This is a genomic window from Nitrobacter vulgaris (genome assembly GCF_031453995.1).
Classification (GTDB): Bacteria; Pseudomonadota; Alphaproteobacteria; order Rhizobiales; family Xanthobacteraceae; genus Nitrobacter; species Nitrobacter vulgaris.
In genome coordinates this window covers 24,802-51,528 of the sequence record NZ_JAVDPZ010000001.1, presented here as the reverse complement: position 1 = coordinate 51,528, position 26,727 = coordinate 24,802, and the positions used below count along the sequence as shown (strand labels likewise).

28 protein-coding genes are annotated in these 26,727 nt (G+C 59.6%); 8 read left to right on the top strand and 20 right to left on the bottom strand.

What is annotated here, in order from left to right:
* Window positions 1–3: 3 nt before the first annotated feature.
* On the bottom strand, window positions 4–1,503 hold the full coding sequence (locus GGQ85_RS00260; protein WP_309772615.1) for an NAD(P)H-hydrate dehydratase: 1,500 nt from the start codon (window positions 1,501–1,503) through the stop codon (window positions 4–6).
* 344 nt (window positions 1,504–1,847) lie between these two features.
* Between GGQ85_RS00260 and GGQ85_RS00255 the strand changes: the two genes are divergently transcribed.
* From GGQ85_RS00255 to GGQ85_RS00245, 3 genes are all read left to right on the top strand, one after another.
* Entirely contained in the window at window positions 1,848–2,186 is a 339-nt protein-coding gene (locus tag GGQ85_RS00255; RefSeq protein ID WP_309772613.1) for a P-II family nitrogen regulator, read from the top strand.
* 90 nt (window positions 2,187–2,276) lie between these two features.
* Window positions 2,277–3,686 (top strand): type I glutamate--ammonia ligase, encoded by a 1,410-nt coding sequence (gene glnA / locus GGQ85_RS00250; protein ID WP_079446696.1) that lies wholly within the window; start codon window positions 2,277–2,279, stop codon window positions 3,684–3,686.
* A 147-nt stretch (window positions 3,687–3,833) separates the two neighbouring features.
* A complete protein-coding gene (locus GGQ85_RS00245) occupies window positions 3,834–4,979 on the top strand; it encodes an AI-2E family transporter (RefSeq protein WP_309772610.1) in 1,146 nt (381 codons plus the stop codon).
* 110 nt (window positions 4,980–5,089) lie between these two features.
* On the opposite strand, the gene GGQ85_RS00240 is transcribed toward GGQ85_RS00245, so the two are convergent.
* The 3 genes from GGQ85_RS00240 to GGQ85_RS00230 form a co-directional block, all read right to left on the bottom strand.
* A complete protein-coding gene (locus tag GGQ85_RS00240; RefSeq protein ID WP_079446698.1) occupies window positions 5,090–5,392 on the bottom strand; it encodes an antibiotic biosynthesis monooxygenase family protein in 303 nt (100 codons plus the stop codon).
* Window positions 5,393–5,634: 242 nt separating this feature from the next.
* A complete protein-coding gene (ldtR, locus tag GGQ85_RS00235; RefSeq protein WP_079446699.1) occupies window positions 5,635–6,150 on the bottom strand; it encodes a transcriptional regulator LdtR in 516 nt (171 codons plus the stop codon).
* Window positions 6,151–6,583: 433 nt separating this feature from the next.
* Window positions 6,584–7,048 carry a DUF6163 family protein gene (locus GGQ85_RS00230; protein ID WP_309772604.1) on the bottom strand — a complete coding sequence of 155 codons (465 nt, stop codon included), beginning with the start codon at window positions 7,046–7,048 and terminating at the stop codon, window positions 6,584–6,586.
* A gap of 164 nt (window positions 7,049–7,212) precedes the next feature.
* On the opposite strand from GGQ85_RS00230, the gene hemB reads away from it, so the two are divergent.
* The 3 genes from hemB to GGQ85_RS00215 all read left to right on the top strand — a co-directional run bounded on the left by hemB (window position 7,213) and on the right by GGQ85_RS00215 (window position 9,800).
* Complete coding sequence (gene hemB / locus GGQ85_RS00225) at window positions 7,213–8,274, top strand: porphobilinogen synthase (protein ID WP_309772600.1); 1,062 nt, start codon at window positions 7,213–7,215, stop codon at window positions 8,272–8,274.
* Window positions 8,275–8,404: 130 nt separating this feature from the next.
* Window positions 8,405–8,947 carry an RDD family protein gene (locus tag GGQ85_RS00220; RefSeq protein WP_309772598.1) on the top strand — a complete coding sequence of 181 codons (543 nt, stop codon included), beginning with the start codon at window positions 8,405–8,407 and terminating at the stop codon, window positions 8,945–8,947.
* A gap of 79 nt (window positions 8,948–9,026) precedes the next feature.
* Window positions 9,027–9,800: an arginyltransferase gene (locus GGQ85_RS00215; protein WP_079446702.1), complete on the top strand. Its 774-nt coding sequence runs from the start codon at window positions 9,027–9,029 to the stop codon at window positions 9,798–9,800.
* A 281-nt stretch (window positions 9,801–10,081) separates the two neighbouring features.
* Here the strand turns inward: GGQ85_RS00215 and GGQ85_RS00210 are convergent, their stop codons facing one another.
* The 12 genes from GGQ85_RS00210 to rpoZ form a co-directional block, all read right to left on the bottom strand.
* A complete protein-coding gene (locus tag GGQ85_RS00210; RefSeq protein WP_309772596.1) occupies window positions 10,082–11,470 on the bottom strand; it encodes an Nramp family divalent metal transporter in 1,389 nt (462 codons plus the stop codon).
* 231 nt (window positions 11,471–11,701) lie between these two features.
* On the bottom strand, window positions 11,702–12,073 hold the full coding sequence (gene arsC, locus GGQ85_RS00205; protein WP_309772594.1) for an arsenate reductase (glutaredoxin): 372 nt from the start codon (window positions 12,071–12,073) through the stop codon (window positions 11,702–11,704).
* Between the two features lie 32 nt (window positions 12,074–12,105).
* Window positions 12,106–14,355 (bottom strand): DNA topoisomerase IV subunit A, encoded by a 2,250-nt coding sequence (parC, locus tag GGQ85_RS00200; RefSeq protein WP_079446705.1) that lies wholly within the window; start codon window positions 14,353–14,355, stop codon window positions 12,106–12,108.
* Between the two features lie 88 nt (window positions 14,356–14,443).
* Entirely contained in the window at window positions 14,444–15,232 is a 789-nt protein-coding gene (recO, locus tag GGQ85_RS00195) for a DNA repair protein RecO (RefSeq protein WP_309772591.1), read from the bottom strand.
* A 49-nt stretch (window positions 15,233–15,281) separates the two neighbouring features.
* Window positions 15,282–15,653 carry a hypothetical protein gene (locus GGQ85_RS00190; protein ID WP_309772589.1) on the bottom strand — a complete coding sequence of 124 codons (372 nt, stop codon included), beginning with the start codon at window positions 15,651–15,653 and terminating at the stop codon, window positions 15,282–15,284.
* A 9-nt stretch (window positions 15,654–15,662) separates the two neighbouring features.
* A complete protein-coding gene (gene era / locus GGQ85_RS00185) occupies window positions 15,663–16,574 on the bottom strand; it encodes a GTPase Era (protein ID WP_309772587.1) in 912 nt (303 codons plus the stop codon).
* Entirely contained in the window at window positions 16,571–17,371 is an 801-nt protein-coding gene (gene rnc / locus GGQ85_RS00180) for a ribonuclease III (RefSeq protein ID WP_079446757.1), read from the bottom strand. The genes era and rnc overlap by 4 nt, the downstream gene beginning before the upstream one ends.
* Window positions 17,368–18,126 (bottom strand): signal peptidase I, encoded by a 759-nt coding sequence (lepB, locus tag GGQ85_RS00175; protein WP_079446709.1) that lies wholly within the window; start codon window positions 18,124–18,126, stop codon window positions 17,368–17,370. The genes rnc and lepB overlap by 4 nt, the downstream gene beginning before the upstream one ends.
* Window positions 18,127–18,391: 265 nt before the next feature.
* Window positions 18,392–18,811 (bottom strand): holo-ACP synthase, encoded by a 420-nt coding sequence (acpS, locus tag GGQ85_RS00170; RefSeq protein WP_079446710.1) that lies wholly within the window; start codon window positions 18,809–18,811, stop codon window positions 18,392–18,394.
* Window positions 18,808–19,578 (bottom strand): pyridoxine 5'-phosphate synthase, encoded by a 771-nt coding sequence (locus GGQ85_RS00165; RefSeq protein ID WP_309772581.1) that lies wholly within the window; start codon window positions 19,576–19,578, stop codon window positions 18,808–18,810. The genes acpS and GGQ85_RS00165 overlap by 4 nt, the downstream gene beginning before the upstream one ends.
* Window positions 19,579–19,720: 142 nt before the next feature.
* Window positions 19,721–22,006 carry a RelA/SpoT family protein gene (locus GGQ85_RS00160; RefSeq protein WP_309772580.1) on the bottom strand — a complete coding sequence of 762 codons (2,286 nt, stop codon included), beginning with the start codon at window positions 22,004–22,006 and terminating at the stop codon, window positions 19,721–19,723.
* Window positions 22,007–22,208: 202 nt separating this feature from the next.
* Window positions 22,209–22,601 carry a DNA-directed RNA polymerase subunit omega gene (rpoZ, locus tag GGQ85_RS00155; protein WP_079446711.1) on the bottom strand — a complete coding sequence of 131 codons (393 nt, stop codon included), beginning with the start codon at window positions 22,599–22,601 and terminating at the stop codon, window positions 22,209–22,211.
* Between the two features lie 340 nt (window positions 22,602–22,941).
* Between rpoZ and GGQ85_RS00150 the strand changes: the two genes are divergently transcribed.
* Window positions 22,942–23,559, top strand: coding sequence for a LabA-like NYN domain-containing protein (locus tag GGQ85_RS00150; protein ID WP_079446712.1), 618 nt, complete (start codon window positions 22,942–22,944; stop codon window positions 23,557–23,559).
* Window positions 23,537–24,238 carry a uracil-DNA glycosylase gene (locus tag GGQ85_RS00145; RefSeq protein ID WP_309772575.1) on the top strand — a complete coding sequence of 234 codons (702 nt, stop codon included), beginning with the start codon at window positions 23,537–23,539 and terminating at the stop codon, window positions 24,236–24,238. The genes GGQ85_RS00150 and GGQ85_RS00145 overlap by 23 nt, the downstream gene beginning before the upstream one ends.
* A 13-nt stretch (window positions 24,239–24,251) precedes the next feature.
* Here GGQ85_RS00145 and GGQ85_RS00140 read toward each other — a convergent pair whose 3' ends face one another.
* From GGQ85_RS00140 to dapA, 4 genes are all read right to left on the bottom strand, one after another.
* Complete coding sequence (locus GGQ85_RS00140) at window positions 24,252–24,416, bottom strand: hypothetical protein (protein WP_309772572.1); 165 nt, start codon at window positions 24,414–24,416, stop codon at window positions 24,252–24,254.
* A 198-nt stretch (window positions 24,417–24,614) separates the two neighbouring features.
* Window positions 24,615–25,088: an SsrA-binding protein SmpB gene (gene smpB, locus GGQ85_RS00135; RefSeq protein ID WP_079446714.1), complete on the bottom strand. Its 474-nt coding sequence runs from the start codon at window positions 25,086–25,088 to the stop codon at window positions 24,615–24,617.
* 67 nt (window positions 25,089–25,155) lie between these two features.
* Window positions 25,156–25,575: a large conductance mechanosensitive channel protein MscL gene (gene mscL, locus GGQ85_RS00130; RefSeq protein ID WP_079446761.1), complete on the bottom strand. Its 420-nt coding sequence runs from the start codon at window positions 25,573–25,575 to the stop codon at window positions 25,156–25,158.
* Window positions 25,576–25,627: 52 nt separating this feature from the next.
* On the bottom strand, window positions 25,628–26,518 hold the full coding sequence (gene dapA, locus GGQ85_RS00125) for a 4-hydroxy-tetrahydrodipicolinate synthase (RefSeq protein WP_309772568.1): 891 nt from the start codon (window positions 26,516–26,518) through the stop codon (window positions 25,628–25,630).
* Between the last annotated feature and the right edge of the window lie 209 nt (window positions 26,519–26,727).

Genomic DNA, 26,727 nt, shown 5'->3' with positions numbered 1-26,727 from the left:
TGTTTAGTAATCAACCTCGAACCGATCGTAGAGCCGCCGCAAGACAGCGGGCAACACCTCCGGCAAATCCTCGGCGATCAGTCCCGGTCCCGCCTCGAGCCCCGTCTCGCCGTGCATCCAGACCCCCATGCACGCCGCCTCGAAGGCCGGCACCCTCTGCGCCAGCAGCCCGCCGATCATGCCGGACAGTACGTCGCCCGAGCCTGCCGTCGCCAGCCATGGCGGGGCATTGGCCGCGATCGTCGCGCGGCCGTCGGGCGAGGCCACCACCGTGTCCGGCCCCTTGAGCAGAACGACCGCTTCCGAACGCTCGGCCGCGGCACGCACCCGCTCAAGTTTTGATCGAAGTGGATGTTTCTCAATCATCTCACTGAAAAAACGATGGAACTCTCCTTCGTGTGGGGTCAAGATAATGTCGGCGCTTCCGCTCTGCTTGATGGTCTCGAACAAGCGACCCGGCGCGTCGGCAAAGCTCGTCAGTGCGTCGGCGTCGAGCACCAGCGCCCGCTTGGCTGCAATAGCCGTCGTCACAAGTGCTCGCGTTTCCTCGCCGATCCCGGCGCCAGGTCCGATCACGCAGGCATTGATGCGCCGATCTTCCAGGATTTCCGCGAGACCGGCCGCGTCATTCATGCGGCGTACCATCACGGCAGTCAGCGCCGCCGCGTTCGCGCCCAGCGCATCGTCGGGGGAAAGCACGCTCACAAGCCCGGCTCCCATGCGCAACGCGCTGCGCGCGGACAGTCGGGCAGCGCCCGTGGATGTCAGATTGCCGGACACAACGACGGCATGGCCGCGCGCATATTTGTGCCCGTCGATAGGTGGCACTGGAAACACGCTCTGCCAATAATCCGGGATATTCTCAAAGGTTATAGGGCGAATCTTATGCAGTACCGCATCGGTGATACCGATATCGGCCACGCGCACCCGGCCGCAAAAAATCCGACCCGGTAAAAGCAAATGCGCCGGTTTTCTGCGAAAGAACGTTACCGTTTCGGTAGCGCGTATCGCCGCGCCCATGATCGCGCCAGTGGTGCCGTTAATGCCGCTCGGCAGATCGATGCTGAGCACCGGCGCGCCGTTGGCGATGATTGCCTCGATCATCGCACGGGCGTCACCCATGACCGGCCGGTTGAGACCCGCGCCGAACAGCGCATCGATGATCAGCGCGGGTGAGCCGAGCGTGGAGAGGTCGCAAGGCAGCACCGGTCCTTTCCAACCTTTTGCTGCGAGCGCGGCGTCGCCCTTGAGGCTGCTTCGCTCGCACATCAGGATGACCGAAACGTCGTAACCGCGCGCCGCCAGCTCCGTAGCAGCCACGAACCCGTCCCCGCCGTTGTTACCGCATCCGGCGACAACCAGGATCGAGCCTTCCTCTGCGAGGTCGGCGGCTGTGTCCGCGACCGCCTGCCCGGCACGCAGCATCAGGGCAAAACCCGACGTGCCTCCCGCAATCGCCAGCCGATCGGCCTGCTCCATTTCGCCGGTCGTCAGAATCTCCATGGCCTCAAACCCGATAGCGGCAACGTGCCCGTCTCGCACATCCAACGTTGCACAAAAAATAAACGTAGTGCCTAATTTATAGTCTGGCCGCTGGTCAGACGCTCACCTACAGATATGTCAAGTTACCTTAATCGTATGATATTATGGATGTTTTTTACAAATTGCGTATTGGCACAAACCCTGCTTTGAAGGCGAAATTCGACCCAGTGTATCCACTGGCGGGCAATGAAGCGTGTCCCGCGACTTTTGTCCGTCCGAAAACCAGTGCATGACCGCTGCTGCAGGCGGCAGTGTGAGCGCGCATCAGCCCCTGGCTGGATATTGAAAGCGCCAGGAGACGTTCAATGAAAAAGATCGAAGCCATCATCAAACCGTTCAAGCTTGACGAAGTAAAGGAAGCTCTGCAGGAGATGGGATTGCAAGGCATCACCGTGATCGAAGCGAAAGGCTTTGGCCGGCAGAAAGGACACGCCGAGCTCTATCGCGGCGCGGAATACGTGGTGGACTTCCTGCCCAAGGTCAAAATCGAGATTGTGATCGGCGATGATCTGGTCGAAAAAGCCATCGAGGCCATCAGGCGCGCCGCCCAAACGGGCCGCATCGGCGACGGCAAGATCTTCGTATCCAATATCGAAGAGGCTATTCGGATCCGAACGGGGGAATCCGGCCTCGACGCAATCTAGACCCTTTGAGAACGACATCCACACAACAAGCCATACAGACGGCCGCTTCGCGCCGCCGATTACCAAGACCAGCATAGACAAGGGGTATTTATGAAGACCGCCAATGACGTCCTGAAATCAATCAAGGACAACGACGTAAAGTACGTCGATCTGCGATTCACTGATCCGCGCGGTAAGTGGCAACATGTCACCTTCGACGTGAGCATGATCGACGAGGAATTTTTCGCCGAGGGCACGATGTTCGATGGTTCATCGATCGCCGGCTGGAAGGCGATCAACGAATCCGACATGATGCTGATGCCCGATCCGGCGACGGCGTCGATCGATCCGTTCTTCGCCGAGACCACCATGGTGATCACCTGCGACATCCTGGAGCCTTCCACAGGCGAGCCCTATAATCGCGACCCGCGCGGAATCGCAAAAAAAGCCGAAGCGATGGTAAAATCGCTAGGCATCGGCGATACGGTCTACGTCGGCCCGGAAGCCGAGTTCTTCGTGTTCGATGACGTGCGCTTTCAGTCCACGCCCTACAACACCGGATTCAAGCTCGATTCCTCTGAGTTGCCGACTAATTCCGATACCGAATATGAGGGCGGCAATCTAGGTCATCGCATCCGCAACAAGGGCGGCTACTTCCCCGTTCCACCGCAGGATTCGATCCAAGACATGCGTTCGGAGATGCTTGGCTCCATGGCCCGCATGGGCGTGAAGGTCGAGAAGCACCACCACGAGGTGGCATCTGCCCAACACGAACTCGGCATGAAGTTCGATACACTGACCCACATGGCCGATCAGATGCAGGTCTATAAATACTGCATTCATCAGGTCGCGCACATCTACGGCAAGACCGCCACCTTTATGCCGAAGCCCGTCTACGGCGACAATGGCTCGGGCATGCACGTTCATCAGTCGATCTGGAAGGACGGTAAGCCGACCTTCGCCGGCAGCAAGTACGCCGACCTATCGGAAACCTGCCTGTATTATATCGGCGGCATCATCAAGCATGCCAAGGCGATCAACGCCTTCACCAATCCCTCCACCAACTCCTACAAGCGCCTGGTCCCGGGCTACGAGGCGCCGGTGCTGCTCGCCTATTCGGCGCGCAACCGTTCGGCCTCCTGTCGTATCCCCTACACCACCTCGCCGAAGGCCAAGCGTGTTGAGGTTCGTTTCCCTGACCCCATGGCCAATCCGTATCTCGCTTTCGCTGCGATGCTGATGGCGGGCCTCGACGGCATCAAGAACAAGATCGATCCCGGCCCCGCCATGGACAAGGACCTCTACGATCTGCCGAAGGAAGAGCTGAAGCAGATTCCAACGGTTTGCGGCTCGTTGCGCGAAGCGCTGGAAAACCTCGACAAGGATCGCGCCTTCCTCAAGGTCGGCGGTGTGTTTGACGACGACTTCATCAACGCCTTCATCGAATTGAAGATGGCCGAGGTGGAGCGCTTCGAGATGACGCCGCACCCTATCGAATTCGATATGTACTACTCGCTGTAATCGCGACCTGCGAAATCTTCCGCAGGTTTCGAAAGCTCAAGGGCGCCCATCGCGGGGCGCCCTTTTTGTTGAACGGTCGTACTCCGTACGGTCGCGCCAGCTTGATCCCTGCGGGGTTTGCAGAAAGAGTGCCTGCTTTGGGAATCAGTGAGGTTGAAAGTGGACGGTTCGCCTGAAACTCAGGGCTTCGAACGGCGGTCTCTTGCCCGCTCGATCGCGGCCGGCGGCATTGGCATTGTCGCCTTTGGCGCAGCCCTCGCACTGGCATGGTATTCCGCAGCAACGCTGTTCATGCTGTTCGCTGGCATCCTGTTTGGCGTGTTCCTCACGGCCATGGCGGATCTGCTGCGCCGGGTGTTCGGCGGAAATCAAACCCTGCGGCTGGTGATCGTGTGCCTCCTGTTCACCGGGCTGTTGTCCGGTGTGGTTGTACTCGGCGGCGCAACCATCGCCCAACAGGCTACGGCATTGAGTTCGACCCTCCGCGCGCAGCTTGGCAACGCCAAGGATTTTCTCGAGAAGCAAGGGATCGACACCAGCTTCCTCAACCTGGGCACCAAGGCGGCGCCAACCGACGCCGGTGCCATTCCGACGCCCACCACATCTGCCTCGCCGTCGCTCGGCCCGAAACTACCCGACGCCAGCACCATCGCCTCCGGAACCGGCGCAATCGTCACTCAGACCATCAAAATTCTAGCCCACGTCTTTGAGGGCGTTGGCAACTTCTTCATCATCATCTTCCTGGGGCTGTTACTGGCGGCACAGCCAAAACTCTATCGAGACGGCATCCTGCGTTTCGTGCCTAGACAACGACTACCCGAAGCAACGCGCCTCATCGACGATGTCAGCGAGACATTGCGCCGGTGGCTGCTCGGTCAAATGGCCACCATGGCCACGCTGTTCCTGCTGACATGGATCGGGTTGACCGTGATCGGCATTCCCGGCGCGCTGGTGCTGGGCTTCGTTACCGGGCTCCTGACGTTCATCCCCAACGTCGGCGCCATCCTGGCGGGCGCTCTTATCGTGCTGGCGAGCCTCGGCTCCGGATTCACCGCGATCATCAGCTCCTTCGCGCTCTATCTCGCCGTGCAATTTCTTGAAGGCAACGTACTAACGCCGCTAATTCAGCGCCACGCCATCAGCATTCCGCCTGCGACGTTGTTCGCGGCACAAATTTTCCTCGGTGTGCTGTTCGGCGTGTGGGGTCTGGCGCTGGCGCTGCCTTTGATTGCGGTCATCAAGGTGGTGCTGAACCACGTCTGGCCGGATCAAACTGCGGTTGCCCAGAGCTAACTATAGCGTTTTCGAGCGAAGTAAGTACCGGTTCGCGCGAAGACAACACGTCAAAATCAAAATCTGAGAGCTCCGCTACTGTTCCATCAGAAGCGGAAAAGTTCTTGCCGTCAGACGCTGGAAATCACCACCGTTTCGGTGTGTTCGACCTCGGGGGGCGAAGCGAAGAATGACCCCACCAGCGCACGCCATTCGGTGAAGTTTGAGGATTCGCGAAAATCCACGACATGGTTTTCAAGCGTTTCCCATTTGATCAGCAGCCTGTAGCGTGACGGTCTCTCGATGGACCTATGCAACTCAAAACCTCTCCAGCCGTTGCAGCGCTTGAAGATCGTTTGAGCCTGCGACACAGCAGCCTCAAAATCTTTCTCGCTGCCCGGCTTGATCTCGATTTGCGCGATCTCGGTGATCATGTGAGCAGACCTTTCATATGCCTTGCCTCTGTACCGCAATCGACTGCAAACCGTGAAGCGAACGGCAAGTAGCGTTCAGGTGGCGTTACCAGGTGCTGTTATCGCCACCAAACAACGACAAAACGCCCCCGGCTCCGGACGAACCGGGCCGATGGGCGCAAATGCGGGGAATATCGCGTTCAGGGTATCCGGAGAACGGGTTGCCGATCTTGCTGCCGACTTCGCCCTGTTCCGGAGAAAACTCAGAGCCGATATAGAATCTGGTCAGTCCAGAAGCGCTCAAGGCGATGCAACGACTTGTTCAGCGTTGCGAACTCCTCGTTTGAGATGCCGCCGACCTGTTCGACAGTCTTGACGTGCTTTTGATAAAGCGCATCGACGATGCGTCGAATCTCCTGGCCCTGCGTGGTCAAGCGGATTCGCACCGAGCGGCGATCCACGCGCGAGCGCTGATGATCGAGGAATCCAAGCTCGACGAGCTTCTTCAGATTGTAAGAAACGTTGGAGCCGAGATAGTAGCCGCGGGTTCGCAGCTCACCGGCCGTTAGTTCCTTGTCGCCGATGTTATAGAGAAGAAGCGCCTGCACCGAATTGATGTCGGCCCGACCGCGACGATCGAATTCATCTTTAATGACATCGAGCAGTCTGCGATGCAGTCGCTCGACCAAGGTCAATGCTTCGAGATAGAGCGACTGCACCGGTGCCTGGCCGGCAACCTGTTCCGCGGGCTCGTGAGCCTTCGCAACGGCTTTCATGATGACATCCCCTGTTGTCGTTTTTCGACTTATTCGACGAAACTTGTGTTCCGCCTGATAGCTGAGACCTTAGGGGGGGCGTTTGAAGATCAGCTTAAATAAGACAATAAAGACATCATGAATTTAAGAGAGTGAATCGCCGATTAAGTCGCCAGAAAAGGGCATTTCGCAACCCTTCGTTGACGTTTCCGCTGCGCTGTTCACGCTTCGTGTGCGACCGCTGTCGCATTCAGAAACAGCACGGTTCAGATTTGAAATACTCGGTCAATATAGATAACCGGGCCGTTAGGGTGACCAAATTCTTATTGCGAAAAATTCTCGGAAAACTTTACGGGACTTCGTCATCTCCGATCTGGAAATGACGTCCGTTCGGAAGAGCCGCTACAGTTCAAGCCGTGCTCCCTTCTATCGGCCCGACGCTCGTCGCACGCCTCATCTATGGCGGCCGTTCACGCGCAGCCATCCATGCCAGCGCCAGATAGGCCGTGAGCAATGCGGTTTCCAATCCGACGATGATCAGGTTGCCGCCGTAGATCGCCGGAAACATAAGTTCGACGACGGCCATTGAGACCACCGTGGTCAGCCACACGACGGCGCCCCATGGCGTGGCCAGCCATAGACCCACGGCAGCCACAAGCTCGATCACGGCGAAGTAGATCGTCGCCGCCTGCCAGGCCACCATCTGGTTCTCAAAGCCGTCGTCCTCGCTGCCTATGAATCCGGTCAATTGAGCCCAATGATAGAGCCCAACGACGAGCGATAGCACCGCCATGGCCCGCAGAAACACCACAAGTCGCCGGGTCCAGAGGTTTTCGTCGGCTTCTGTCTGTGCAGTCGAACTTCTTGCCACCGACATGGCTTGATCCCGCGGGATCTGCTCGCGCGATGAGGTTTTAGACATCAGGATGCTCACAACCGGAACCGACAGCCATGCGAGATCAATTCATGACTTTCCGGAACCATAAAATCAATTGCAATGCACCGAGATGCACGAGCGCGGTGACGAAGCCGGTTCCTGATGCTACAAAAATCCAATTGGTTCTGGCCTTCGGGAGTGTCGGCAACATGGCGATAAAATACGGGCGTCCCATTGAAATGCGGGATGGACCCCGCCGCGATGCCGCGATCACCGCCCCTCCGCTCGATCTCGTGGCCCGGCTTCGTCGTAACCGCAAAGCGGAATGGGCCCGCCGTTTGGTCCGCGAAAGCGTTCTGACAACCGACGACCTCATCTGGCCGCTGTTCGTCGCCGATGGCGCCAACGGACGGACGCCTGTTCCCTCAATGCCCGGGGTCGACCGTCTTAGCGTGGACCAGTGCGTGCGTGACGCTGAACGAGCGCTCAAGCTGAACATCCCCTGCATCGCGCTGTTCCCCTACACCGATCCCGCGTTGCGAGACCTCTCCGGCAGCGAAGCCCTCAATACCAAGAATCTGGTCTGCAAGTCGGTCCGCGCCATCAAGCGGGAATTTCCGGACCTCGGCGTGCTCTGCGACGTGGCGCTCGACCCTTTCACCAGTCATGGCCATGACGGTCTGATTGAGGACGGCAGGATACTCAACGATGAAACCGTTGCGGTTCTGGTCCAGCAGGCGCTGGTGCAGGCGGAAGCCGGCTGCGACATCATTGCTCCGTCCGACATGATGGATGGCCGCGTCGGTGCGATTCGAAGGGCTCTCGACGAAACGGGGTTCGTCGATGTGCAGATCATGGCGTATGCCGCGAAGTATGCATCCGCGTTTTATGGCCCGTTCCGCGACGCCATCGGTTCGGCCAAGGCGCTCACCGGAGACAAACGCACATATCAGATGGACAGCGCCAATTCCGACGAAGCGCTGCGTGAAGTCGAACTCGATATTGCCGAGGGCGCCGACATGGTCTTGGTGAAGCCGGGTATGCCCTATCTCGACATTGTGCGGCGCGTAAAAGACACGTTTGGAATGCCAACCTTCGCCTATCAGGTGTCGGGCGAGTACGCGATGATTGCCGCCGCTGCAGGCAATGGCTGGATCGACCGCGATCGGGCGATGATGGAAAGCCTCGTTGCCTTCAAACGCGCCGGCGCCGACGGCGTACTCACCTATTTTGCTGCGGAGGCAGCGGAGAAGCTGAAACGAAACGGCTGATCCTCCCTCCCCGGCCCGTACGCCACCGTTCCGTACGCCTCTGAGCTTCTGAGGGCTTGTAACCCAGGCAGCACGTCGCCATGTCGAAGGGCGGCAGAAATGCCGTGCTGAGCGCCGTGGAGGATTGGACATGGCCGATGGTGGCTTCAACACTGCGCAGAGTGGCAACTCTGCCGAGTTCCAGCGGCGTGCGTTTGATCCCTGGATGCAGCCCGAGCTGTTTCGCGGTGTTTTGGCCCGGCGCTTTTTTGCATTCCTGATCGATCTGCTGGTGCTTTCGATACCAGTGATCCTTGGCATGATCTTCATCGCAATATTCGGCGTCATCACGCTCGGGCTCGGCTGGGCGCTATTCTGGCTGGTGTCGCCCGCCTCCTTGATCTGGGCCATCGTTTACTACGGCGTGACACTTGGCGGCCGACATTCGGCGACGATCGGGATGCGGGCCATGGGTCTGGAAATGCGGACCTGGCATGGCGAGCCAAGTTATTTTGTGCTCGGTGCCATGCACGCGATCCTGTTCTGGATCTCGGTGTCGATGTTTACGCCGCTGATCCTCCTGATCAGCCTGTTCAACAACCGGCGACGCATGCTGCATGACATGTTGTTGGGGACCGTCATCATCAACAATTCGGATCTTGCGACAGTTGCGGAACCACATGGAAGCTATTGATATCGCGGCAACCCGGATTGACGGTCAGCCCTGGGAGCGCGATGCTGCAATGTAATTTGTCGGAGGCTGACAAGGCGCCGTGACCCAGCACTCGCGAGATACCCCGCAGTTCTATTTGACCGCGCCTTCGCCGTGTCCGTATCTGCCCGATCGCAGCGAGCGCAAGGTATTTACTCATCTGGTTGGCGAAAAGGCAGGCGAACTCAACGATCTGCTGACTCATGGCGGTTTCCGCCGCAGTCAGTCAATCGCCTATCGTCCGGCTTGCGACCAGTGTCGTGCTTGCATTTCGGTGAGGGTGATCGCTGATGAATTTCGGCCGTCGCGCAGTGCCCGCAGGGTGCTATCGCGGAACGCTGACATTGTCGGCAACCTGCGTGCCGCAATGCCGACGTCGGAGCAATACTCGGTATTTCGCGCTTATCTGGACCAGCGACACCGCCACGGCGGCATGGCCGATATGACCGTGCTGGATTACGCGATGATGGTGGAAGACAGCCACGTCGAGACTCGCATCATCGAATATCGCAGGCGCAACCCGGTGAGCAGTATCAACGAACGCGGCGAACTGGTGGGGGTAGCGCTAACCGATGTGCTCAGCGACGGGCTCTCGATGGTTTATTCGTTTTTCGAACCGGCCGAACAGAACCGTTCGCTCGGCACCTTCATCATTCTCGATCACATCTCGCGTGCGCGGCGGCTCGGCCTGCCCTATGTGTACCTCGGCTACTGGATCGAGGGATCGCGGAAGATGGATTACAAGGGCCGCTTCCTGCCACAGCAGCGCCTTGCGCCCACGGGCTGGTTGCGCGTGGATGAGAACAGTCGATCGACAGGCGACGCGGCAATCTAAGCCAACCGCGCTCCGGTCATTCCACCACAACGATTGTAAGCACTCATTGCGAGGATTGAGAGAAACAGGTCACTACGTTGCCATCTATCGTCATCGTTACCGTCCTGCTTTGAATGCACCTGCGTTGAGCGAATCTTGAAACCTACTTTGAGATGAAACACTTTCAAAACGCAGACCATCGAGCTGACGATCGAAGTAATCAGTTAGCCACGGAGATGCTCATCCGATCGTGGTGACCTCAGAGGGTCCAGCACACGTTCGAACGATTACAATGCCGTGCCCTATCCGGCAACCGTGTCCGCCAACAGCTTCACATTCAGGATCACGATCACGCCCGCGATGATCCATGCCACGGCGGCGGTCCCGGTTGAAATCGCGAAGTCGCCCATCTTGCGCCGGTCCGAGACGAAGCGGACGAGTGGGATCACCGCGAACGGCAACTGCATCGACAGCACGACCTGACTGAGAACCAGAAGCTGCGCGGTTCCGCTCTCGCCATAGAGCGCGGTGACGACGATCACGGGAACGATGGCGATGCCGCGGGTGACGAACCGCCGCGCCAACATTGGCATCCGCAAACGCAGGAAGCCTTCCATCACGATCTGGCCTGCGAGCGTCGCCGTCACTGTGGAATTGATGCCGGAGGCGAGAAGCGCGACCGCGAACAGCGTTGATGCGATGCCGAGACCCAATAGTGGCGACAGCAGCCTGAACGCATCTCCGATCTCGGCCACTTCGGTGTGTCCGCTGCGGTGAAACACTGCGGCAGCGACGATCAGAATGGCCGCGTTGACGAACAGAGCCAGCATTAAGGCTAGCGTGCTATCGGCGGTCGCCCAGCGGATCGCGCTCCGCCGCCCCTCCGTGGTTCGCGGATAAGCCCGAGTCTGCACGATCGACGAATGCAGATAGAGGTTATGCGGCATGACCGTCGCGCCGATAATGCCGATGGCGATATAGAGCATTGCCGGATTGGTAACGATCTCGCGTGACGGCGCGAAGCCGCGCAAAATCTCGGCGACCGGTGGCGCGGCAGCGACGATCTGGATCGCAAAACAGACCGCGATCACGATCAATAGCGCGACCACGAAAGCCTCGAGGAAACGAAAGCCGCGGTTCATCAACAGCAGCAGCAGAAAGGCATCCAGCGCCGCGATCAGCGCGCCGCCGATCAACGGGATGCCGAACAGCAATTGCAACGCGATTGCCGTGCCGATCACCTCGGCCAGATCGCAGGCAATGATCGCGGCCTCACAGACCAGCCAAAGCATGAAATTGACGGGTCGCGAATAGCTGGCGCGGCATGCCTGCGCGAGATCAAGTCCGGCAGCGATACCGAGCCGGGCGGCCAGAGCCTGCAACAGGATCGCCATGAGGTTCGACAGCAGGATGACCGATAGCAGCGTGTAACCGAACTTCGAGCCGCCCGCGATGTCCGTGGCCCAGTTGCCGGGGTCCATATACCCCACCGAGACCATGTAACCGGGTCCCGCAAAGGCCAGCATGCGACGCAGCCAGTGCCCGGTCGCGGGAACCCGCACCGTCGCATGGACCTCCTCGAGACTGGGACGGACTGGCGCTTCCGAACTCCAGCCAGTCTCAGCCGAGAAGGTCCCTTGCGACGGCTCCGAAGCCGGTTCGGGCGACAAAGCGGATGTTTTCATATCCATCGGACGTGATAATGGGCTAACTCCAGTTTTATTGCAACTCATTTGCAAATGCATCTAGAGCGGGATGCAGAAAAAAGTGTGCAGCGGTTTCCGCTAGAGTATTTTTGATTGACGCGTTTTCTTCATGCGAACCGGATTCCACTTCGCTCGAAAACGCTATAGGCGTTCGCAAGCGGCGATGCACCGCGTCGCCGAGATCGCGGGGTTCAACCCAGATGCGGTACGTGAGACCTACTCGCCAGAAGCGACGGGAGAATCGAGCAGTTCGAGCACCGTTTCGGCCGGACGGCAAATCCGCACGCCCTTCGGGGTTTCCACGATCGGGCGTTGAATCAAGATCGGTTGCGCCAGCATAAAATCCAGAAGCTGATCATCGGTCCATTTGGGATTGCCGAGATCAAGCTCGGCATAGGGTGTGCCCTTCTCCCGCAACAGCGCGCGAACGGGAAGATCCATGGCGTCAGCCAGCGCGCGAAGCCGTGCACGCTCCGGCGGGTGCTTGAGGTATTCGACGATCACCGGCTCCTCGCCGCTCTCCCGGATCATTGCCAGCGTGTTGCGGGAGGTTCCACAAGACGGGTTATGATAGATCGTCACGGTCATGGTCAGCCTCCGCTTAGATGTCTATCACGATGTCAGATGGTTCGGCCGAACCTGTTCGATTTCGGTAGGCCGTGCGCGAGGCGTCCGGCGTCGGCGCGGTTGCCGCGCCAGTCGGACAAGTCCTTCCAGCTCAAGCCCTGCTCGCGGCCCGCGGAGTCCCGCCACGTCAAACCGGTTTTCGAATCGAATACGGCGACGTCGGACAGCCCTGCGTCCTTATACTTCTGCAATCGCACACCGCGGCCGCGCGCCATCTCCGGCACCTGATCGAGCGGAAAGATCACCATCTTATGGTTGGTGCCGATGACCGCGACCTGATCGCCCGCGACCGTCACGATCGCCTTGGCCTCGTTCGGCATCTCGACATTGAGCACCTGCTTGCCCTTGCGAGTGGTGCCGACGCAATCGTCTTCGTTGACGACGAACCCCTGCCCTTCATGGCTCGCGATCAAAAACTTGCGGCCGCCAGTGTGGACGAATAGCGACACGATCGCTGCATCCTGCTCGAGATCGATGAACAGGCGGATCGGCTCGCCATGACCACGTCCGCCCGGCAGTTTCGCGACGTCGAGCGAATAGAATTTACCGTTGGTGGCGAACAGCAACAGCTTTGACGTCGTTTCAGCGAAAAACGCGAAGCCGAGCTTGTCGTCGGTCTTGAAGGACAGGTTCGACAGATCTTCGACGTGACCTTTCAGCGTCCGCGCCCAACCCTTGTCGGATACAACGACCGTGACCGGCTCGCGCTCGACCAGCGATTCTTCCAACGCGGCAAGATCGTGCTCGGGCGCGTCCGCAAAGACGGTGCGGCGCTTGCCGAGCGGTGTCTTGGGGCCGAACATGTCACGCACGTTGCGCACCTGTTCGCCGACTTTCTCCCACTGCTTGGCTTCGGAGCCCAGCACGGCATTGATACCCTTGAGTTCCGCCCGCAGGTTCTTGTCCTCGGTGCGTATCTCCATTTCCTCGAGCTTGCGCAAACTACGCAGGCGCATGTTGAGGATGGCCTCCGCCTGGACCTCCGTCAGCTTGAACGCCTTCATCAAGGCTGGCTTCGGCTCGTCTTCGGTGCGGATGATTTTGATGACCTTGTCGATGTTCAGATACGCGATCAGGTAGCCGCCAAGCACTTCCAGCCGATGCTCGATCTGCGCCTTGCGATAGGCGGAGCGCCGCAGCAGCACGTCGCGCAGATGGTCCAGCCATTCGCGAAGGCACTCCGCAAGGCCGACGACTTTTGGAATCTTGCCTTTGATGAGAACGTTGAGGTTGAGCGAAATGCGACTCTCAAGCTCGGTCAGCTTGAAGAGCGATTCCATCACCAGCTCGGGATCGACGTTGCGCGACTTCGGCTCGATGACAACGCGGATGTCTTCGGCCGACTCGTCCCTGATATCGCCGACCAGCGGCAGCTTCTTCTCGTTGAGCAGTTCGGCGATCTTCTCGATCAGTCGCGATTTCTGCACCAGCCACGGAATCTCCGTGACCACGATGACCCAGGTGCCGCGCGCGCCTTCTTCCTGATGCCACTTGGCTCGGGTGCGGAAGGCGCCGCGCCCGGTCGTGTAGGCCTCGGCGATGCTCTCTTTGGAATCGATGATGATGCCGCCGGTCGGGAAGTCCGGCCCTTTGACCCATTTCAGCAACGATTTCGATTTCGCGTCCGGCTTGTCGATCAGATGTAGCGCGGCGTCGCAAAGTTCGGCGGCGTTGTGCGGCGGAATCGCGGTGGCCATCCCAACCGCGATACCCTGCGCGCCGTTGGCGAGCAGGTTAGGAAAGCCGCCGGGCAGAACCACCGGCTCGCGGCTCTGGCCGTCATAGTTCGGACGAAACTCGACGGCGTCCTCGTCGATGCCGTCGAGCAGCAGCCGCGCCACATCGGTCATGCGCGCTTCGGTGTAACGATAGGCGGCGGGATTATCCCCGTCGATGTTGCCGAAATTTCCCTGGCCGTCGACCAGCGGATATCGCGAGGCGAAATCCTGCGCGAGCCGCACCATGGCATCGTAGATCGCCTGATCACCGTGAGGATGGAACGAGCCCATCACATCGCCAACAATCTTGGCGGACTTCTTGAAGGCCGAGCCGGGATCGAGCCGCAGCAACCGCATGCCGTAAAGGATACGCCGGTGCACGGGTTTCAAGCCGTCGCGGGCGTCCGGCAATGCGCGGTGCATGATGGTGGACAGCGCATAGGCGAGATAGCGCTCTTCCAGCGCATCCCGCAGTTGCACTTCATGAATTTCGGCCGGCTCAGCCGGAATCAATCGTTTTCCCATGCGGACGGGTTAACGCCTGTCAGGTACGGCGACAAGGTGTGCGAATGACCTCCCCTTCTCGAGGGGAGGGTGTAAACTCAACCTGCGGCTAACTGGATGCCCTGCCTCCGCCAGCCCCGGCGTGCGCGCCCTCCGGAATTGCCGGTGCCCGCTTTCGCACCACCGCGTTGATAAACCCGGCCCGAGCGTCGGAATGGCCCTGCCCGCGCGGCTCCAGCACATAGCGCAGCAGGAAGCGCCCGGTTAGCTCAAACCCGTCCAGCAGGTCTTGTTCCGACCAGCAGTTTTGCTCGTCGTCGATCGCGCGGAGAAAAGGCGGCAGCGGTAAGAGCCGGTCGCGCCAGGGCTCGCCGGCCTGCCGCGACACGGCCCCGCCCGATTTCGGAGAGACGTAGATGAGGTCTGCGGTGGCGCCAGTGGCAGCACAGGCCGACAGATCGAGGCCGAAACCGAGCTCGGTCAGCATCGCCAGCTCGAACCGGACCAGATGGATCGCCGCCCCGCCCGCGCTGTCGAAATCATCCAGCGTCCTTTCCAGCATCGCAAACATGCCTTCATGCGGGTCGCGCTCCGGCAGCAGGCGCGCCAACGCTGCCAGATGGGTCACGCCATAGGTCGCATGTGACGATGCGAGCAGGCTCGCTGCGCGCATGCGCGTTCCTTCCAGCACATAGGTGCCGAGGTGCTCGTCAAGCCGCGCCCGCCACAGCGCGTTGACCGAATTCCCGGGTTGTAACAACGGACGCATCCGTGATCCGGCTCCGCCACGCACAAGGCCGAGATGGCGCCCATGGCTGCGGGTCAAAAGCTCGACGATAGCCGCGGACTCGCCATGTCGCCGCACTCCGAGCACGATGCCATCGTCGGTCCATTCCATGGCGCCAGTCTACGGTATCCTGCCGTTTCGCAGCAATTCGATTGCACCGTCAGTGGAACCACTTTTCCGCGTCATCGGAGAACGAAAAATATAGTCCGGCTCCGGCCAAACCGGTCGAAAACAGATCGACTGACAATGCCAGAGTCAGCCCATAGTTTAAGGAACCGAGCATCGAAAGCACCGAAAGCGCAAGCGCGACGACCAGCGCCCATCGCGCCCAATTCTTTCGTTGCCGTGCTGCAAGCCACACCAAAAGCAGAAATAACACAAACACGATAACGACGAACGTATCGGCGCTCACCGCAGCCGCCTGGTCGATCTCGGCCGACGGGCGTGCGATAAAAGCAGCCGACAACGTATCGATCAGGAGCGAAAGGTACAGCAGAACTTCAAACCGCAGCACGTTTCTCGGGATGGTCATTCCGTCGGCCTATTCCTTGGGAAACTCCAGTCCCATTTCTCGATAACGGTTCGGATCGTCGCCCCACTTCTCACGCACCTTCACGAAGAGAAACAGATGCACGGGCTGCCCGATGATCTCGCCGATCTCCTTGCGGGATTCGGCGCCGATCGCCTTGATGGTCGCGCCGCTCTTTCCCAGAACGATCTTACGCTGACTGTCACGTTCAACAAAGATGGTCTGCTCGATACGAACCGTCTTATCGTTGCGTTCGGTCCAGGAGTCGGTCTCGACGGTTGATTGATACGGCAGTTCCTGATGCAGATGGCGGTAGATTTTCTCGCGGGTAATTTCGGCAGCGAGATGGCGCAATGGCGCGTCCGACATCTGGTCTTCCGGATAGTGAAACGGCCCTTCCGGAACGCGCCCGGCCAGCGCACGACGCAGATCATCGGTGCCGTCGCCCGACAACGCCGATACCATGAACGTATTCTCGAACGAGAGACGTTCGTTGGCCGCGCTGGTCAGCGCCAGCAGCTTTTCGCGGGGGACGAGGTCGATCTTGTTCAGCACCAGAATTTTCGGATGCGCCACGCCAGCGAGCTTCGTCAGGATGGCGTCGGCCTCGTCATCGATGCCCGCGCGTGCGTCGAGAAGCACGCAGACGAGATCGGCGTCGTAGGCTCCGCTCCATGCGGTCGAAACCATGGCGCGATCGAGCCGCCGCTTCGGGACGAAGATACCGGGAGTATCGACCAGAATGATCTGGGCGTTGTTCTCGACAACGATGCCGCGGATCAGCGCACGAGTGGTCTGCACCTTGCGCGAGACGATAGTGACTTTGGAGCCGACCAGCGCGTTCACCAGGGTCGACTTGCCGACGTTCGGCGCTCCGATCAACGCCACGAAACCGCATCGCGCAGCCGGGCCGGTCTCGCTCACTTGACACCTTCACGAGCGATCATGGCGGATGCCGCAGCCTTCTCCGCCGCACGCTTACTTCCGCCAATACCTTCCGAAGCCTCCAGCCCCGGCAATTCCACCGCAACGCGGAAGCGCGGGTCGTGATGCGGCCCGGTGCGCTCCACTTCGCGGTAAACCGGCGTCGGCAGCCCCTTGCCCTGCGCCCACTCCTGCAGCACGGTCTTGGGGTCGCGCAGCGGTCGCACTGGCTTGCGCATCCGCTCAAGCCAGTTATGTTCGACGAAGGTAGCTGCCGCCGCATAGCCACCGTCGAGATAAACCGCCCCAATCACCGCCTCGCAGATGTCGCCGAGCACGGACCGGCGTAGCCGAGCCCCGGCGCCAGCGCCGACCGCGCCGAGCTTGACGCCCTCTTGCAGATCGAGCGACTTGGCAACGTCGATACACGTCTCCTTGCGCACCAGATCAGCCAGGCGCTTCGACAATTCGCCCTCGTCCGCCTGCGGGAAGGCACGGTAGAGCATGTCGGAAACCACCAGACCGAGCACGTGATCGCCGAGGAATTCGAGACGCTGGTAGCTATCGCAGCGTCCGCGCGATGACTTTAGCGCCGAGACATGGGTGAAGGCCGTCGTGAGCAGCGAGATATCAGCAAACTTATGACCCAACCGCTGTTCGATCGCGGCCATAATGGCTTTTGTGGTGGTCCGGGCTCGCTTCTTCTTCGGGGCAAGCGCCACCGGCTCCGCGCCGGATGGCACGGCTACGTCGTGGGGAGGCGGGACTGGCTTAATATCAGCCGATTCGTCGATCATCGCACGATGGAGAATATGCGATTCCAGCGCACCGCGGCGGGCCAGCGCCAAATCTGCCAGGCATGCTCGCCCTCCGCGATCGAAAAGAAGATCATCTGCGCCCGTCCGACCAGATTCTCGAACGGCACATAACCAACCGCGGAGAGCACGCGGCTGTCGGTCGAGTTGTCGCGGTTGTCGCCCATCATGAAGAAATGGCCCGGCGGCACGGTGTAGACGTTGGTATTGTCGTAGAAGCCGTTATCGACGCAATCGAGCGTTTTGTAGGTGACGCCGTTCGGCAGCGTTTCCTGCCACTGCTTTACGCGCGCCGTCGCATCAGAGCCGCAAGGGTCTTCACCCACGAAATCCGGCAACCGTTCGCGCTGCACCGGTGTATCGTTGATGTAGAGCAGCCCCTCCTTCATCTGGATATGGTCGCCCGGCAGCCCGATCACCCGCTTGATATAGTCGGTGGTGTTATCCTTCGGCAGACGAAACACCAGGACATCGCCCCTGTTCGGTTCAGAACCGAACACCCGCCCTGAAAACAGCGGCGGTGAGAATGGGATGGAATAGTGACTGTAGCCGTATGAGTATTTCGAAACGAACAGGTAGTCACCTACCAATAGCGTCGCCTTCATCGAGCCCGAGGGGATGTTGAACGGCTGGAACAGAAAGGTCCGGATCACCAGTGCGATTAGGAGAGCGTGGATAACGACACGGACGGTCTCGCCGACGCCGCTTTCAGTTTTGGTTCCGGATGACACGCTCATCGTTTCCCTATCTAGGTGGCCGCCGTTTCAAAGCGATGGCAAAGCATTTCAAGCGAAGCGTATCCGTTCCGCACAATAACGCAGTGAATTCTGGTATTTGGACGAATTCGCACGCAATTCGTCACGATTCGAGCTGATTCACCCTGATCGTGGTCCCTGCGGCGTTTTAGACGGTTGTTTACGACCGCGCAATCAACCGTGTCGTGAAAATCAGATAACTATCTGATAAATAGCATATTTTAGTTTAGACTCAGTGCCAGCCGACTCAAAATTTGCCTGCTGCGACGGCCGAAATTATGACGAAAGCCTGCGCCAACGGCCAGTCATCGGTAAGGCTCACGTCAATGCGGGCCTCAAGGCCGGAGGGCGTGAGCAGTTCCAGCCGTTTCAGCGCCCCGCCCGTTAGTCTCATAGAGGGTTGCCCGGTCGCCAGACTGATGACGCCCATGTCCTGCCACCATACGCCCTGCCGGATTCCAGTCCCGAGCGCCTTGGCGCACGCTTCCTTCGCGGCAAACCGTTTCGCATAGGTCGCAACCACCATCTTCTCATTGCTGGCGCGCCGCTCGGCCTTCGCCCGCTCGACCTCCGTGAAGATCCGGTTGAGAAATCGATCCCCATGACGCTCCATGACTGTCGCCACGCGGCGAATATCGATCAAGTCGGAGCCGATGCCAATGATCATGCCGTCCGTATCTTCAGCGTTGCGCGTCCGCGATCCATGGCCGCACGCATGGTGCGAACGGTCTCGGCGACGCCGACAAGCAACGCCTCGCCCATCATAAAGTATCCGATATTCAGTTCGACGATCTCGGGCAGAGCTGCGATCGTCTCCGCCGTCGCGTAATCGAGACCATGGCCGGCATGAACCTCAAGGCCCGCCGACTTGGCTAACGCCGCGCCTTCGACAATACGACGCCACTCGGCATCCGCCTTCTCTTTGTCATCCTCCACGACAGCATCGCACCAGCCGCCGGTGTGAATCTCGATCACCGGCGCGCGCAGTTTCGCCGCAGCCTCAATCTGCCTGGGGTCGGCGGCGATGAACAGCGAGACCCGGATGCCAGCATCGTTCAGTTTTGCGACGAAAGGCGCCAGCGCGTTGTATTGGCCGGCCGCGTCGAGACCGCCCTCGGTGGTCAGCTCCTCCCGCCGCTCGGGGACCAGACAAACGGCGTGCGGTTTGGTGGCGAGCGCGATCCCTTGCATCTCCGCCGTCGCCGCCATCTCGAAATTGAGAGGCTTTGCAATTCCGGCCTTTAGCCTCGCCATGTCGGAGTCGCGAATATGACGGCGATCCTCGCGCAGGTGCGCGGTAATGCCGTCGGCGCCAGCCGCAATCGCCGCAAGCGCTATTCGCACCACATCCGGCCGATCGCCACCGCGCGCGTTACGGATGGTGGCGACGTGATCGACATTAACTCCTAGGCGTATGGATGGAGGATGGGACATCAAAGAACTCTTAATCTGCTTCGTATCGCGTTGGCTTAGCATCGCGACGTTAAACTAAAATGTGAGCAGTCGATTTTGCCGGCTTGGGAAGACAAACTGAGATTGCACATGAAGACCGGTCGCGATCTATATCACTTTATTACTAGCCATTGACCCGCTCGACCCGTGCCACAACGTCCTTGGCGCGTAACTGGGCGATGATGGCGCTGAGATGCTTGAGATCGTAGACCTCGAGATCGATGGTCATTTCGGTAAAGTCGGACGAGCGCCTCGTCATGCTGATATTGTCAATATTGCCATCGTGCTCGGCGATCACGGTCGCGACCTGTGCGAGACTGCCGGGTTCGTTGAGGCTATCCAGCACGATGCGCGCCGGGAACCGCTGAGGCGTAGTGTCGTCGACGTCCCAACGAACGTCGAGCCAGCGCTCGGGCTCTTCCTCGAAATTCGTCAGCGCCGGCGACTGTATCGGATAGATCGTGATACCCTCACCCGGCGTGATGATGCCGACGATACGATCACCCGGCACCGCGCCACCACTGGGCGCGAACTTGATCGGCAAGCCCGAATTGATGCCGCCTATCGGGATCACCGCCGGACCACGAGCCGGATCCGGCAGCGATTTCAATTTGAGTTTCGCCGCCAGGCTCTTCTTGACGCCTGGGCGCCCTAAGCGCTCCTCCTTGTAGTCCGGGTACATCGCGCGCGCGACATCGGCGGCGCGCATTTCCCCCCGCCCCACCGAGGCCATGACATCCTCAATCGTCGCGCGCGCCAACCGGGGCAACGCGCCGGTGAGCTTGTCGTCGGCGTATTCGATCTTCGCGCGGATGAACAGGCGTTCCACAATCCGCCGACCAAGACTGACATACTGACCGCGTACGGCGGCGCGCGTGGCGCGCCGGATCGCCGCCCGCGCTTTGCCGGTTGCCGCAAGCGATTCCCAGGCAGATGGCGGTGCGGACTGAGCGTCCGAAGTCAGAATCTCGACCTCGTCACCATTCTGCAATCGCGACGACAGCGGCGCGAATTTGCCGTTGATCTTGCAACCCACCGTGCTGTTGCCGACGTCGGTATGCACGGCGTAGGCGAAGTCGATGACATTCGCGTGCCGCGGCAGCGCGATCAACTTCCCCTTCGGGGTGAAGCAGAAGACCTGATCGTGAAACAATTCGAGCTTGGTGTGTTCAAGGAATTCTTCCGGATTGGCGCTTTCCGACAGCATTTCGATGGTATGACGCAGCCATGCGAACGCATTGGACTCGCGATTGAGCAATTCGGTCGGCGAGCCCGCGCCTTCCTTGTAAAAGGCATGTGCGGCGATGCCGAGCTCGGCGATACAATCCATCTCCTCGGTCCGGAGCTGCAATTCGACACGCTGATTGCCCGGTCCGATCACTGTGGTGTGGATCGAGCGATAGTCGTTCTGCTTCGGAGTCGAGATATAGTCCTTGAAACGGCCTGGCACGACCGGCCACGTCATGTGGACCACACCGAGAGCGCGATAGCAGGCTTCGACATCGGGCATTACGACGCGAAATCCGAAAATATCGGAAAGCTGCTCGAACCCGACCGATTTCCGTTCCATCTTGGTCCAGATCGAAAACGGCTGCTTACGACGACCGCTTACCCGCGAAACGATACCTTTGTTCGCAAGACTGGTCGTGAGCTGGCTCTCGATCTCGCCGATGAGGTTGCGGTTACGCTCGGCCAGCGCATCAAGCCGCTGCCCCACCACCGCGTGGGCTTCCGGATCGAGGGTCTGGAACGCCAGATCCTCAAGCTCCTCCCGCATCTCCTGCATACCCATGCGGCCTGCAAGGGGCGCGTAGATGTCGAGGGTTTCCTCGGCGATGCGCTGACGCGACATCGGCGGCACGAACTCGAGAGTACGCATGTTGTGCAGCCGATCCGCAAGCTTGATCAGCAGCACGCGGACGTCGTCGGCAATCGCCAGCAGCAGTTTGCGCAGATTTTCGGCCTGCTTGGCCTCGCGCGAGACCAGTTCCAGCCGTTTCAGCTTGGTCAGGCCCTCGACCAGCGCGCCGATCTCTGGCCCGAACATGTTGTCGATCTCGGCGCGGGTGGCCTCGGTGTCCTCAATGGTATCGTGCAGCAGCGCCGCGACGATGGTGGCATCGTCGAGCTTGAGACCGGTCAGGATGGCCGCCACCTCAAGCGGATGGGAGAAATAGGGATCGCCCGACGCCCGTATCTGTTCGCCATGAGCTTTCATGGCATAGACGTAGGCTCGGTTCAGCAAATCCTCGTCTGTGTCGGGGTTGTAGGAGCGAACGCGTTCGACCAGGTCGTACTGACGCATCATTCGCGGGCGCGGCGGCTTGACGGGGGCAGCCGGCATCGGCGCCGCTGCGGCCGAGTCGGTCGCGGCCTCTATCTGTCGCCTTCTGCGAGGCCAGCCTGTCATAGAACCAAGTGTCTTCATCGCGCGGAACCCGCCGTTCACCCTCCAGTGTCTATCCTAGATTGTCCCGACCGAAAGTCGAATTCGATCTTTAGGCGTACCAGATTTTGGTTATCAAAGCGGCCGCCGATCCCACGACCTGACTAAACGCAAAAGCCCGGACCGAGGTCCGGGCTTTTAAACCTTACTGTCGGTGATGAGCCGATCATTCGTCCTCTTCGGGTTGTTCCTCGCGAGGCGCGAGTCCCTCCAGGCCTTTCAGCAGTTCTTCCTCCGTCATGCGCTCGACGGCAACCTCGGTATCGTCCGCATCGACGCTTGCCCCGGCTGAACCGATCAAAGGCACGGTGTCGGGCTCGGGCTCGTCGACCTCGACAAACTTCTGCAAGGAATGAACCAGCTCTTCGCGCATATCCTCCGGGGAGATGGTCTGTTCGGCTATCTCGCGAAGCGCAACAACGGGATTCTTGTCGTTATCGCGGTCAATCGTAAGTTGCGAACCGGATGAAATCGTCCGCGCGCGATGTGCGGCCAAAAGAACCAAGTCGAACCGGTTGTCGACCTTATCAATGCAATCTTCCACGGTGACGCGCGCCATCGCCTGTCGCTCCGTTGCAGGGCTGAAACTGGTGAATATATACGCTACGTATAGAGCGTTTGCGGGTTTCGCAACAGGGAATTTAGCATTTGGCGTGACGGCCGGTCTCTGATACCCGTTATTAGAGCCAGAAGGCCGACGTCCGGAGAAGCGCGGAATAGGGTCCTGACCGGACAACAATTCGCTTCATTGCTTCTCCATCGTATCACGCTGCCTTTGCCTCAACCTCATTGCGCATATTGGCTTCTTCAGTCTGATCCGCAAGACGCGATGCATCATTGAACCGTGGGGCTGGATTCAGCCGCACCAATAACGCGAACAACGATCACGAGAACGCTCGATGCCATCTGCCTCCAACAAGATCGCGCTTTTCATCGATGGCGCCAATCTCTACGCAACAGCCAAGACGCTTGGCTTCGACATCGACTACAAGCGCCTCCTGAAAGAATTTCAGTCCCGAGGCACCCTCATCCGCGCTTTCTATTACACGGCGATCATCGAGGATCAGGAATACTCATCGATAAGACCGTTGATCGACTGGCTTGACTACAATGGCTACACGGTGGTCACGAAAGCCACCAAGGAGTTCATCGACGCCAGCGGCCGCCGCAAGGTCAAGGGAAATATGGACATCGAACTTGCGGTCGATGCGATGGAGCTTGCCGAGCACGTTGATCAGATCGTGCTGTTCTCGGGCGACGGCGATTTCCGCTCTCTTGTCGAAGCGGTCCAACGTCGCGGCGTTCGCGTGACCGTTGTTTCCACAATCGCAAGTCAGCCGCCGATGATCGCCGATGAGCTACGCCGTCAGGCCGACGTCTTCACCGATCTCGTTGAGTTGCAGTCGAAACTCGGCCGCGACCCGTCGGAACGTCAATCGCGCCACCACGCGCCGCAGTTCCTGCAGCGCACCGCTACTATGGCACCCCGGAGCGATGACGACGACTTTGAGGACTGAAACACGCCCGCGCACCCGAACCGCTCGATCCGGCGCGGCTTCCGCCAGTTCAGAACCAAACCGTGATTGTCCGCTTTGCCCGCGGCTGGTCAACTATCGCCTTTCGGTGCGGGCGCGCGAGCCGGATTGGTTCAACGCGCCTGTCCCTTCTTTCGGCGACCCCGACGCGGCCGTTCTGATCGTCGGCTTGGCGCCGGGCGTGCAAGGTGCCAACCGCACCGGGCGACCCTTCACCGGAGACTATGCCGGCGACCTGCTTTACGCGACGCTTCTCAAATACGGCTTTGCCACCGGACGTTACCAGGCCCACCCCGATGATGGCCTCAAACTGGTCGATTGCCGCATCAGCAATGCGGTACGTTGCGTGCCGCCGCAGAACAAACCTCTACCGGCCGAGATCAACACCTGCCGTGCGTTTCTCAGCGCCACGCTTGCGGCAATGCCCAGACTGCGAGCGATTGTCGCACTCGGCCGCGTCGCACACGATTCCGCGGTGAAGGCGCTCGGAGTCCGCGCCGCCGCCGCACCCTTCGTCCACGGCGCCGTGCATCCTGTCGGCGCGGTGAGACTCTATGATAGCTATCACTGCTCGCGCTACAACACCAACACGCGCGTCCTGACGCCCGCAATGTTCGAGAGCGTATTCGCGCAGGTGCGTGCCGATCTGACCTGCCGCTGAAACTCCGACAACTCTATCCCGGCTCCGTGAAGCGGATTCCCATCATCTCGCCGTTTCGCCAGACGCGCTCGCATTCCCTCGGCGTTGAATTCGGCACCAGCGCGACGCCGAAACGCTTTGGCACAGTCAGGCCGGAGGCAATTACCAGGCGCGCTCCATCGTGGGAGATGTCCATCACCTCACACTCCGATTTGGATCTGCCCTCGACCGAGTCGAGCACAAGCCACGCTCGTTGATGCCGCCGACGCATCCGCCGAATCGCACGTTTCTGTTTGATGCGCATATCGAGAGCAAATCACATCAACCCTGAAATTAAGTTGAACCGATCCTTCAAAATTTAACGACCGGATCGACCTCCATCAGGCTTTTGCTACTCTCATCCCCTCGCCCGCAACAACCGGCCCTTTTCGCGGCCCCAGTCGCGCTTCTTCTCGGTCTCGCGCTTGTCGTGCAGTTTCTTGCCCTTGGCAATCGCCAGCAACAGCTTGGCCCGGCCGCGTTCGTTGAAATAGAGCTTGAGCGGAATCAGCGTCATCCCCTCACGATCGACCGCACCCATCAGCTTGTTGATCTGCTTCCTGTGCAGCAACAGCTTGCGCGGCCGCTTCGGCTCGTGATTGAAGCGATTGGCTTGCAGATATTCGGGGATGTTGGAATTGATAAGCCAGATTTCGCCGTTCTTTGAATCGGCGTAGGATTCGGCAATCGTGGTCTTACCGTTACGGATCGATTTGACCTCCGTACCGGTCAGCGCAATGCCGGCTTCGACGGTATCCTCGATCGCATAGTTGAATCGCGCCTTGCGATTCTCCGCGACGACCTTGATGGCGCGCTCGCCTTTCTCGGCCATATCCCTGAAACCTCCAGACGTTATCTTTCGAGGGACGGCGGCGACACCGATCTGGCGGCGTTGCGTCCTATACCTTCGCTTTCAGGAGATCGCGAATCTCGGTCAGCAATTCTTCCTCGCGAGAAGGCTTCGGCGGCGCGGCAGGCGCTGCCTCATCCTTGCGCTTCAGCTTGTTCATGCCCTTGATGACCATGAAGAGGACGAAAGCGACAATTATAAAATTCAACGACAGCGTGAGGAAGTTGCCCCAAGCCAATACCGCACCTTGCTTCTTCGCATCCGCAAGGTTGGTCGCAGTGACGGCCTTCGAGAGACCCGTGAAATAGTTGGAAAAATCGAGGCCGCCGGTAACGGCGCCGATGATCGGCATGATGACGTCGGCTACCATCGAGGACACAATGGCCCCGAAGGCGGCGCCGATGATGACGCCGACGGCGAGATCGACGACATTGCCCTTCATCGCAAATTCACGAAATTCTTTGATCATCGCAATCTCCAGCAGTCCTTCACCGCCACGTGCGGCAGCAATTAGCCCCAATTCAGTTCATCAAACCGGCATGGACCATGGCATCGCGGATGAGCTTTCCGGTCGGCGGGGTCACCGGCATCAGCGGCAGCCGCACGACTTCGTCGATCCGGTCGAGCAGCTTGAGCGCATGCTTTGCTCCGGCGAGACCAGGTTCCTTGAAAATAGCGTCGTGCAGCGGCACCAGGCGGTCCTGAATCTCGAGCCCGGTGGCATAGTCGCCCTTCAGGACGGCGGACATCAGGCCCGCACACAATTTCGGCGCGACGTTCGCGACGACGGAGACGCAACCATGTCCGCCCGCCGCCATGAAGGCGAGCGCCGTCATATCCTCGCCCGACAACTGGATGAATTCTGGCCCCATCGCCCGGCGCTGCAGCGAGACCCGCGCCAGATTAGCGGTAGCATCCTTGACGCCGGCGATGTTCTTCAGTTCGAATAATCGCGCCATCGTTTCGACGGAAAGATCGACGACCGAGCGCGAAGGAATGTTGTAGATAATGATAGGAATACCAACCGCATCGTTCACGGTCTTGAAGTGTTGGTACAAACCTTCCTGGGTCGGCTTGTTGTAATACGGCGTCACCACCAGCACCGCGTCAGCGCCGGCCTTCTCGGCATGCAAGGCCAGATCGACGGCTTCGCGGGTCGAATTTGAACCCGCGCCCGCGATCACCGGCACACGACCCCCGGCCTCCTCGATGCACCATTCCACGACCTTGCGGTGTTCGTCGTGGCTCAGCGTCGGACTCTCACCAGTTGTGCCGACCGGCACAAGCCCGTGGACTCCTTCGGCGATCTGCCAATTCACCAGACTGCGAAAGGCGGCCTCGTCGACGGAGCCGTTCTTGAATGGCGTCACCAGGGCCGTATACGATCCTTGGAACTTCGCCTTGCTTGCCATTAGTCCGCTCCAACACGTTGCGCGGCTTCGCCGTCTGCCGATTTTGATGCTGGATCAGTCATATCGGGTCTGACGCTGCCACGAAAGGTCCACGGCTGAAGCCATGGCCGCGATTCCGCCGTTGTCGAGGCATATGATCGCAATGTCGGGGTTTTAGTGTTTTGTCCACACATTCAATGAAATAGTAAATAAGATTTTAGGGGCCTGCC

Bases quoted from the DNA above. Each gene is read 5' to 3' on its own strand.
- GGQ85_RS00260 (WP_309772615.1), bottom strand. From the start codon at position 1,503: ATGGAGATTCTGACGACCGGCGAAATGGAGCAGGCCGATCGGCTGGCG.
- GGQ85_RS00255 (WP_309772613.1), top strand. From the start codon at position 1,848: ATGAAAAAGATCGAAGCCATCATCAAACCGTTCAAGCTTGACGAAGTA.
- glnA (WP_079446696.1), top strand. From the start codon at position 2,277: ATGAAGACCGCCAATGACGTCCTGAAATCAATCAAGGACAACGACGTA.
- GGQ85_RS00240 (WP_079446698.1), bottom strand. From the start codon at position 5,392: ATGATCACCGAGATCGCGCAAATCGAGATCAAGCCGGGCAGCGAGAAA.
- GGQ85_RS00230 (WP_309772604.1), bottom strand. From the start codon at position 7,048: ATGTCTAAAACCTCATCGCGCGAGCAGATCCCGCGGGATCAAGCCATG.
- hemB (WP_309772600.1), top strand. From the start codon at position 7,213: ATGGCGATAAAATACGGGCGTCCCATTGAAATGCGGGATGGACCCCGC.
- GGQ85_RS00220 (WP_309772598.1), top strand. From the start codon at position 8,405: ATGGCCGATGGTGGCTTCAACACTGCGCAGAGTGGCAACTCTGCCGAG.
- GGQ85_RS00210 (WP_309772596.1), bottom strand. From the start codon at position 11,470: ATGGATATGAAAACATCCGCTTTGTCGCCCGAACCGGCTTCGGAGCCG.
- arsC (WP_309772594.1), bottom strand. From the start codon at position 12,073: ATGACCGTGACGATCTATCATAACCCGTCTTGTGGAACCTCCCGCAAC.
- parC (WP_079446705.1), bottom strand. From the start codon at position 14,355: ATGGGAAAACGATTGATTCCGGCTGAGCCGGCCGAAATTCATGAAGTG.
- recO (WP_309772591.1), bottom strand. From the start codon at position 15,232: ATGGAATGGACCGACGATGGCATCGTGCTCGGAGTGCGGCGACATGGC.
- GGQ85_RS00190 (WP_309772589.1), bottom strand. From the start codon at position 15,653: ATGACCATCCCGAGAAACGTGCTGCGGTTTGAAGTTCTGCTGTACCTT.
- rnc (WP_079446757.1), bottom strand. From the start codon at position 17,371: ATGATCGACGAATCGGCTGATATTAAGCCAGTCCCGCCTCCCCACGAC.
- lepB (WP_079446709.1), bottom strand. From the start codon at position 18,126: ATGAGCGTGTCATCCGGAACCAAAACTGAAAGCGGCGTCGGCGAGACC.
- acpS (WP_079446710.1), bottom strand. From the start codon at position 18,811: ATGATCATTGGCATCGGCTCCGACTTGATCGATATTCGCCGCGTGGCG.
- GGQ85_RS00165 (WP_309772581.1), bottom strand. From the start codon at position 19,578: ATGTCCCATCCTCCATCCATACGCCTAGGAGTTAATGTCGATCACGTC.
- GGQ85_RS00160 (WP_309772580.1), bottom strand. From the start codon at position 22,006: ATGACAGGCTGGCCTCGCAGAAGGCGACAGATAGAGGCCGCGACCGAC.
- rpoZ (WP_079446711.1), bottom strand. From the start codon at position 22,601: ATGGCGCGCGTCACCGTGGAAGATTGCATTGATAAGGTCGACAACCGG.
- GGQ85_RS00150 (WP_079446712.1), top strand. From the start codon at position 22,942: ATGCCATCTGCCTCCAACAAGATCGCGCTTTTCATCGATGGCGCCAAT.
- GGQ85_RS00145 (WP_309772575.1), top strand. From the start codon at position 23,537: ATGACGACGACTTTGAGGACTGAAACACGCCCGCGCACCCGAACCGCT.
- smpB (WP_079446714.1), bottom strand. From the start codon at position 25,088: ATGGCCGAGAAAGGCGAGCGCGCCATCAAGGTCGTCGCGGAGAATCGC.
- mscL (WP_079446761.1), bottom strand. From the start codon at position 25,575: ATGATCAAAGAATTTCGTGAATTTGCGATGAAGGGCAATGTCGTCGAT.
- dapA (WP_309772568.1), bottom strand. From the start codon at position 26,518: ATGGCAAGCAAGGCGAAGTTCCAAGGATCGTATACGGCCCTGGTGACG.